This window comes from Vibrio sp. 10N.222.52.C3, from assembly GCF_041474195.1.
Lineage (GTDB): Bacteria > Pseudomonadota > Gammaproteobacteria > Enterobacterales > Vibrionaceae > Vibrio > Vibrio crassostreae_C.
In genome coordinates this window covers 22,996-29,781 of the sequence record NZ_JBFRTQ010000148.1, presented here as the reverse complement: position 1 = coordinate 29,781, position 6,786 = coordinate 22,996, and the positions used below count along the sequence as shown (strand labels likewise).

At 43.4% G+C, this 6,786-nt stretch carries 9 protein-coding genes and 1 pseudogene; 7 read left to right on the top strand and 3 right to left on the bottom strand.

Annotated features, from left to right (window positions below):
• From AB4517_RS19905 to AB4517_RS19890, 4 genes and pseudogenes are all read left to right on the top strand, one after another.
• Nucleotides 1-742: hypothetical protein (locus AB4517_RS19905; RefSeq protein WP_372149538.1), on the top strand; the 742-nt coding region annotated here is incomplete at its 5' end.
• Between the two features lie 83 nt (nucleotides 743-825).
• Nucleotides 826-1,422: a DJ-1/PfpI family protein gene (locus AB4517_RS19900; RefSeq protein WP_372112643.1), complete on the top strand. Its 597-nt coding sequence runs from the start codon at nucleotides 826-828 to the stop codon at nucleotides 1,420-1,422.
• Nucleotides 1,423-1,518: 96 nt separating this feature from the next.
• The gene (locus AB4517_RS19895; protein ID WP_102541776.1) at nucleotides 1,519-1,758 is read left to right on the top strand and encodes a hypothetical protein; all 240 of its coding nucleotides are present in this window, start codon (nucleotides 1,519-1,521) and stop codon (nucleotides 1,756-1,758) included.
• 16 nt (nucleotides 1,759-1,774) lie between these two features.
• Nucleotides 1,775-1,957: pseudogene (locus AB4517_RS19890) on the top strand (GrpB family protein); the annotation flags it as partial.
• Between the two features lie 109 nt (nucleotides 1,958-2,066).
• On the opposite strand, the gene AB4517_RS19885 reads toward AB4517_RS19890, so the two are convergent.
• The gene (locus tag AB4517_RS19885; RefSeq protein WP_102351827.1) at nucleotides 2,067-2,345 is read right to left on the bottom strand and encodes a hypothetical protein; all 279 of its coding nucleotides are present in this window, start codon (nucleotides 2,343-2,345) and stop codon (nucleotides 2,067-2,069) included.
• Nucleotides 2,346-2,783: 438 nt separating this feature from the next.
• Between AB4517_RS19885 and AB4517_RS19880 the strand changes: the two genes are divergently transcribed.
• From AB4517_RS19880 to AB4517_RS19870, 3 genes are read left to right on the top strand one after another with little or no spacing between them, the layout of a single operon-like run.
• Nucleotides 2,784-3,302: a hypothetical protein gene (locus tag AB4517_RS19880; RefSeq protein ID WP_017061602.1), complete on the top strand. Its 519-nt coding sequence runs from the start codon at nucleotides 2,784-2,786 to the stop codon at nucleotides 3,300-3,302.
• A 36-nt stretch (nucleotides 3,303-3,338) separates the two neighbouring features.
• Nucleotides 3,339-3,695, top strand: a complete 357-nt coding sequence (locus AB4517_RS19875; RefSeq protein WP_017061603.1) for a MerR family transcriptional regulator — start codon at nucleotides 3,339-3,341, stop codon at nucleotides 3,693-3,695.
• A gap of 60 nt (nucleotides 3,696-3,755) precedes the next feature.
• Nucleotides 3,756-4,136 (top strand): carboxymuconolactone decarboxylase family protein, encoded by a 381-nt coding sequence (locus AB4517_RS19870; RefSeq protein WP_017061604.1) that lies wholly within the window; start codon nucleotides 3,756-3,758, stop codon nucleotides 4,134-4,136.
• Nucleotides 4,137-4,247: 111 nt separating this feature from the next.
• On the opposite strand, the gene AB4517_RS19865 is transcribed toward AB4517_RS19870, so the two are convergent.
• On the bottom strand, nucleotides 4,248-5,129 hold the full coding sequence (locus tag AB4517_RS19865; protein ID WP_004732869.1) for an AEC family transporter: 882 nt from the start codon (nucleotides 5,127-5,129) through the stop codon (nucleotides 4,248-4,250).
• Between the two features lie 287 nt (nucleotides 5,130-5,416).
• Nucleotides 5,417-6,751 (bottom strand): guanine deaminase, encoded by a 1,335-nt coding sequence (gene guaD / locus AB4517_RS19860; protein ID WP_372149536.1) that lies wholly within the window; start codon nucleotides 6,749-6,751, stop codon nucleotides 5,417-5,419.
• Nucleotides 6,752-6,786: the final 35 nt, after the last annotated feature.

Sequence of the window (6,786 nt, the reverse complement as noted above, 5' to 3'; positions counted from 1 at the left end):
AATTGAAGCATATTGGGACTTCAAAAATAAAGTTAATTATTGGAATTTAAGGTCTATTTCAACCCCGTTTGCTGACTATGTACTAAACCATGAAATTCGTAGCTCTTTGAATAGTTTGGCTTTTAACTTGTTCAACTTAAGTAAGTTATATCTTGATTGGCATTTTAATGAACGGAAGAAGCGATGTTTTGCATTTGAGATTACGAATGACGAAGCTGCTAGAGTTGCTGTCGAATCACAACGTCAGGATATTTACGACTCAAATATTCATTACGTAGTTGGCTGCGACTTGAGAGGACATAGCCAACATAGCGCTTTACCTGTAAGAACTTTTACTACTGGTGTTCGCTACGATCACGAAACATCAAGTCGCACTGCTCATTTCAGTATTTTTTACGATTACGATGACCTAGTTAAAGCTGGTGTCCCAAAGAAAAAATTATCACATGATATTAAGCTAGAACTCTCAGAAATTATCGACGGTTTCGTATACGCGATTTCTCAAAAGCACATGTTGAATCGTGAGTTATCCGATTCAATTGTTCGTGATGGCCGTGAAAGATATTTGACTAAGTGGCAAAGTTTGGTCAATGACACGAATTTTGAACGGTATCGTTGCGAACTACATTTGGAAGGTGGTGAAAAGCATGTGTTATCTCTTGAGTGGTTTGAGGTGTACGGTCATCTCCAATTAAAGCATCGTAGGTCAATAGATTACTCAGCGATTCGGTTCGAAAAGTGAGTTAGATATAATCAAAAATGAGTTGTATGTAGTTTTAATCACAGTGTCTGAGCTATTAAATAGGGTTTAAGGAAAAGACAAATATGGATATTGCCGTACTAACATTTGATGGATTTAACGAGCTAGATTCTTTCATCGCATCGGGTATTTTGAATCGAATGAAAGAGTTTGGTTGGAATGTGCAGATTACTAGCCCTACAGAATCAGTGACTTCAATGAATGGAGTCACAATTAAATCTCAACAGCCTTTAGAGTTCGCGAATACAGCTGATGCGGTGTTGTTTGGTAGTGGCATGTTGACCCGCGATGTCGCCCAAGATGATAAATTACTCTCAAGGTTAAACCTTAATCCACAAACACAATTGATTGGTGGTCAATGCTCAGGGACTTTATTGATGTCGGTATTGGGGTTACTGAATCAAGTTCCAGCCTGTACTGATTTAATAACGAAGCCATGGGTAATTGAATCCGGTGTGACCATATTGGACCAGCCGTTTTATGCGGAAGGAAACATTGCTACAGCAGGCGGCTGCTTGTCATCCAAATATCTAGCAGCATGGGTTATCAGTAAACTCGCAGACCAAGCACATGCCGAAGCTGCAATTCACTATGTTGCGCCTGTTGGTGAGAAAGAAGACTCTGTGAATCATTGCATGTCGATAGTAAGTACTTACGTTTAAACTGATTCATTGCGTGCGCAGTCCTGTATAAGGTCCTTGATATGAATCTCTACCCATGGCATTTTTAGTCCAAATTGACTTTAGTTAGGACAAAAAATGGAAGACTTGATAGTCGCGTATTTTAGGGCATTGAGCTCATTCTTTAGGTATCTGTTTCAGTCGATATTGATTGAGTTCATTGGTTACGGATCTGGCTGGATAGTCTGTAAAGCATTCACACTAGGGCGCTTCCCCCCATTGATTCCAACTGAAAAAGAGCGAACCAGAATCTCTTATATCGGAGCTATTAGCATCGTGTTGCTTCTGTTAGCAATTGGTGTGTTCAATAGTTTGTGATTCGGAGTGAGGATATATGAAATTTTACCCCGCGGAACAATACCAAGCGGCTTGCAACGAGCTGTTTATCCGATACGAACGTGACATCAAAAAGCTAATCCCTAACGCGAGAGTTGAGCATGTAGGCGCATCTTCTATTCCTTTTGCCGTGTCTAAGGGCGATCTAGATATTTTCGTAGGTATTGAACTTGGTATGTTGTAATCCACATCTGCTGATGATGTGGCCTTGCAAGTGGTCAGTGTTATTGACTATGAGTGGAACTTAAATGTTGATAGCCTAGTGAAGTTAGACTATCAACATTTATTGATTATGATTCTGCAGATTCTGCTTTATCAAGAACTGAATCGTTATAAGCTTTGGTGCCCTTGTAACCTAGGAAAAGCGAAACTATCCATAAAATAAATGATACTGGAGAAGCAATAACGGTGATCGCGCAAACTACGATGAGAATTAAGTTAACAACTCCCCACATGACGCTCCCTGCATACATCTGAGCGCCTCCTGGTATTACAAAACCTAACAGTAGCGCTATCATAGGATTTTTCATTTTGTTTTGTATGCGAGCTTGTTGAATTGCGTCATTCATAATTATGCTTCCTTATGCATTTAGTTGTTATTCTCGCACTCTATATCTATCTTATTTTTAGTCAAGAATTTAGTTAAATATTTGATTTGATTGATTGTTTTGTGATCTGATATTTGCTGGGTTAATGAGTCTTCCGGTTTTATTGTGTTTGGTTTATGGTTTGATCTGAGATATATAGGGAGGAATATCGCTCTATTGTTTATTACACTACTTTTTGTGCTGTTTTTACTTTCCCCTTACACTCTTTTCAAGTATCGAACCTAGTATCAAATTTCTCTTTGTTATACAGGCAAGTCTCTCATTATGAAGAACTTCTTTGATAGCGAACTCATGCTCTCTAGCTCCTTGAATTTCGTTTTGCTATCGCTTGGGCTAACGCTCCTTTTTCATCTTCCGATTTGGTGTGGGTTCAACTTGAGCCGACGAAAGTGGAAGCTCATGGATTATTTATGGCCGTTTCTAGCGGGTATCGGGATGCTGGGTGCAGTGTCTGAGATTCGTGCGAAAGTAGCGGGCGATTGGGTTGAAACAGAACAAACTAGAGCGGTCGCGATTTTAGAATCGGTTCAGCAGTTTTCTTTGGATAAATTAAGAAGTGATACCTGCACTGGTCAGCCATCTTTAGATAATCACGCTCAGCACCACGAAGCGTGTTTGTGGTATTTGAATACGGCGATCACGTTCAAAGATGTCGATTTTACCTTGTTACCCAACGCATCGGATTTTACGGTTCCTGCGCCTAGCGTGTCGCTGGTTGAAAGTGATGCAGTGTGGGTGGATGGTATGTTGAGTCAGTATGAGAAGCAGAAAAACCAATACATAAAAACCAGAGAAGCGCAGGTGAAGCAGCCATTAGAAAGCCTCTTCTGGTATGTGAGTCCTTACTTAGTCTGTTTCGCTATTGCGTTGCGTTTGACGAAAGTGACCGCAGAGCTCAAATTAGATAAGTGCGCATAGTTTGAGTTCCTATACCCAGATAGAAAAGGTGAAGTAATGAATGTGAGTGAGTTTTCTCGGTTGGTGGGTTTGTCAGCCCACACGCTTCGCTACTATGAAAAAATCGGCTTGTTGAAAAATGTTCAGCGAAACAGCAGCGGGCATCGAGTCTATACATCGAAAGACGTTACCTGGATTGAGTTCGTGAAGCGCTTAAAAGACACCGCAATGCCACTGGATGAGATTTTAGAATACGCAAAGCTAAGGGAATTAGGGCCAGAATCGACTTCGCAGCGCCAAGTGTTGCTCGAACAACATCAACAGAATTTGAGGTCCCATATCGAAGAGCAGCAAAAGCATCTGGCTGCGCTAGAGCAAAAAATTAGTTTGTATCGAGATGGAAAAGTCCGTTGACTTAGAGTCGACTCTAACTTGTAAGGTGTTCCTGTGAACTATAAATACAGGAACAAACTCATGAATCAATCACGTTTCGACATTGGCTTAGAAAGACTTAATCATATCGACGGAGAAGCAGGGCAACAGGTTATTGAAAGCCTGCAAGACATCTGCCCTGATCTTGCAAAATATACTATCGAGTATCCTTTTGGTGATATCTATTCACGCCCCGGTTTGGATTTGAAATCACGAGAGATCGCGACCGTCGCTGCCCTTACCGCACTCGGTAATTGTGTCCCTCAGCTTAAGGTGCATTTGAATGCGGCACTCAATGTTGGATGCAGCGAGGAAGAGATTAAAGAAGTGATATTGCAGATGTCGGTGTATGCGGGATTCCCAGCGGCGTTAAATGGCATGTTCGCATTTAAAGAGGTGCTTGCGGAGAGAGGCACAGCTTGAGATAAATAGAAAATATAGTCTGAAAAGGGAGCGTCAACTTTGCTAAGTTGCGTTCCCTTTTTATTGATTGGCTAAGTTTTAAAGGTCGTAAACCTGAAGGTTCGCGGTTCTTTAAGATGACATAGACAGCGCGAATGACAGCAAGATAGGTAAAGTCACCACACTCAGGAAGTTGCCGAACAACACCATAGATGCGACCTTGGGAGGCTCGACATTGAACCTTTCTGCAAACAGGTAGTTCATCACGGCAGGTGGCAGCATGGTGAACAGCACCATCATTTGTAGGTGCAGCGTTGGCAGCGGGATAAAGAAGTAGATGATGGCGAAGGCGATGGCACCAGTAAACAGCGATTGAGCCGTACACAGCAAGCCAACTTTGAGTCCGCTTAGCTTCAAGTTCACCATTTGCGAACCCAACGACAACAGCATGATGGGCACGGCTGCTTGGCCGAGTAGCGATGTTGCTTCGTAGATTGGATTCCATACTGCAATGCCAGACAGGTTGAGCGTCATCGCTAATGCTGCGGCTAAGAATATCGGCATCTTGAGGATCTGTTTGATCGGATTACCTTCGCTTAGTAGCGCTAAACCGACACTAATGTGCACGCATGCCGATACCACAAACAGCAATACCGCAGGGGCTAATGCACTCTCACCAAAGGTATAGGTGAACAGGGGAATGGCCAGGTTGCCACTGTTGCGGAACATATGTGGCGGCGCCCAAGCTTTGAAGTTGAGCTTAAAGATCTTACAGATTGGTATCATCAATAAAGCGGGCACCAACACCGCGACCAAAGAGGCGGTGATGAGTGGCAGTTGTTCGGTGTCGAGAGGCATGGTGGTCAGCGAGGCAAACACTAGCGCAGGAATACACACATCCATGTTGATGCGATTGATCGGTTTGAAATCGGGCTTGAGCCAACGACCCACCGCAAAGCCAGCACTGGCTAAAGCAAAAACGGGAAACAGAATGCTGACGACCTGTTCGAACATAGAATTCCTTTCTAGATTGAGTGCTTCCATTTAGCTGAGAAACGAATGTTTTAGAGAGACGCTAAAGTGAAGTATGAAGTCGATATGTATAAACATTAACCTATCAATATAATGACTTGGCGTCACCGAAGATCGTTGTTTGTGAACGGTTAATTTATATTTCTTTGAATGAAGCACAAAAAAGACCAGTGGCATCAGCAACTGGTCTTTCAAGGCTAGATAAATCTGGACGGATTTTTAATGAACGACGGCTGTCGCTGTCTAGCGATTGTTACTCGGTTTTCAGTCTAGCTAACGAGCTTTTGATAATCTTTGAAATTCACATCGTAGGCTTTCTCGCCGTAGATGTAAGTCTCGCTGACGGTTCTGTCGTCACCCAGGCTCATCAATACAAATAGCTTCTCTTCAAGCTTGGTCGCTTGTTCCATTCTAAAGCGCATCAATTGTGTGGCGTGTAAGTCCAACACCACGAAATCGGCTTCTTTTCCTACTTCCAAGTTGCCAATCTTGTCTTCTAAATGCAGTGAACGTGCACCACCTAATGTGGCTAGGAATAGCGACTTAGCTGGGTGCAATTTCTTATGTTGAAGCTGCATGATCTTATAGGCTTCACTCATGGTTTGTAGGATTGAGAAGCTAGTGCCTGCGCCGACATCAGTCCCCATACCAACACGAATGCCGTGCTCTTCCATTTCTGGTAATCGGAATAAACCTGAGCCTAAGAACAGGTTAGAGGTCGGGCAGAAAGCAATGGCAGATTCCGTGTCGGCTAGGCGCTTACATTCGCAATCAGACAAGTGAATGCCATGGGCGAAAACCGAACGTTTGTGCAGTAGGCCATAGTGGTCATACACATCCAAATAGCTGTCGCGCTCTGGGAACAGTTCTTTTACCCATTCAATCTCTCTCTCGTTTTCAGAAAGGTGCGTGTGCATATACACATCTGGGTACTCTTCTAGCAATTTACCAACGGTAGCCAATTGTTCTGGTGTACTGGTTGGCGCGAAACGAGGTGTCACGGCATAAAGCAAACGGCTGCGGTTGTGCCATTTCTCAATCAGTTCTTTGGAGTCGGCGTAGCCAGATTCTGGCGTGTCGGTGAGGTAATCAGGCGCATTGCGATCCATCAAAACCTTACCCGCAATCATACGTAGGTTGCGCTTCTCAGCTTCTTCAAAGAAAACGTTAACCGACTCTTTGTGTACCGTGCCGAACACGAGTGCCGTGGTTGTGCCGTTGCTTGCTAGTTCGTCTAGGAATAGCTTCGCAACTTTGTGTGCATAAACTGGGTTTTTGAAGCGTTTTTCTTCTGGGAAGGTGTAGTTTTCTAACCAATCAAGAAGCTGCTCACCGTAAGACGCGATCATCCCTGTTTGAGGGTAGTGGATGTGCGTATCAATAAAGCCAGAGGTGATCAGCTTGTCTTTGTATTCTTTGACTTCGAGTGTTTTAGGTTGGCGAGCCAATACCTCGTCGACATGGCCCAAGTCGACGACATGGCCGTTCTCAACCACTAAAACACCGTCTTCAAAATAGTCGTAAGACTCATCGATACCGACATCTTTTGGGTCGGCGACGCTGTGTAAAATGCTGGCGCGATAAGCTTTGCGTTGCGTTGTCATGTTTACTTCCTTTTAATGACTTCAGCGACGTTATG

Coding starts and splice junctions, on each gene's coding strand:
- AB4517_RS19895 (WP_102541776.1), top strand. CDS start 1,519: ATGGAAGACTTGATAGTCGCGTATTTTAGGGCATTGAGCTCATTCTTT.
- AB4517_RS19875 (WP_017061603.1), top strand. CDS start 3,339: ATGAATGTGAGTGAGTTTTCTCGGTTGGTGGGTTTGTCAGCCCACACG.
- AB4517_RS19900 (WP_372112643.1), top strand. CDS start 826: ATGGATATTGCCGTACTAACATTTGATGGATTTAACGAGCTAGATTCT.
- AB4517_RS19880 (WP_017061602.1), top strand. CDS start 2,784: ATGGATTATTTATGGCCGTTTCTAGCGGGTATCGGGATGCTGGGTGCA.
- AB4517_RS19870 (WP_017061604.1), top strand. CDS start 3,756: ATGAATCAATCACGTTTCGACATTGGCTTAGAAAGACTTAATCATATC.
- AB4517_RS19865 (WP_004732869.1), bottom strand. CDS start 5,129: ATGTTCGAACAGGTCGTCAGCATTCTGTTTCCCGTTTTTGCTTTAGCC.
- guaD (WP_372149536.1), bottom strand. CDS start 6,751: ATGACAACGCAACGCAAAGCTTATCGCGCCAGCATTTTACACAGCGTC.
- AB4517_RS19885 (WP_102351827.1), bottom strand. CDS start 2,345: ATGAATGACGCAATTCAACAAGCTCGCATACAAAACAAAATGAAAAAT.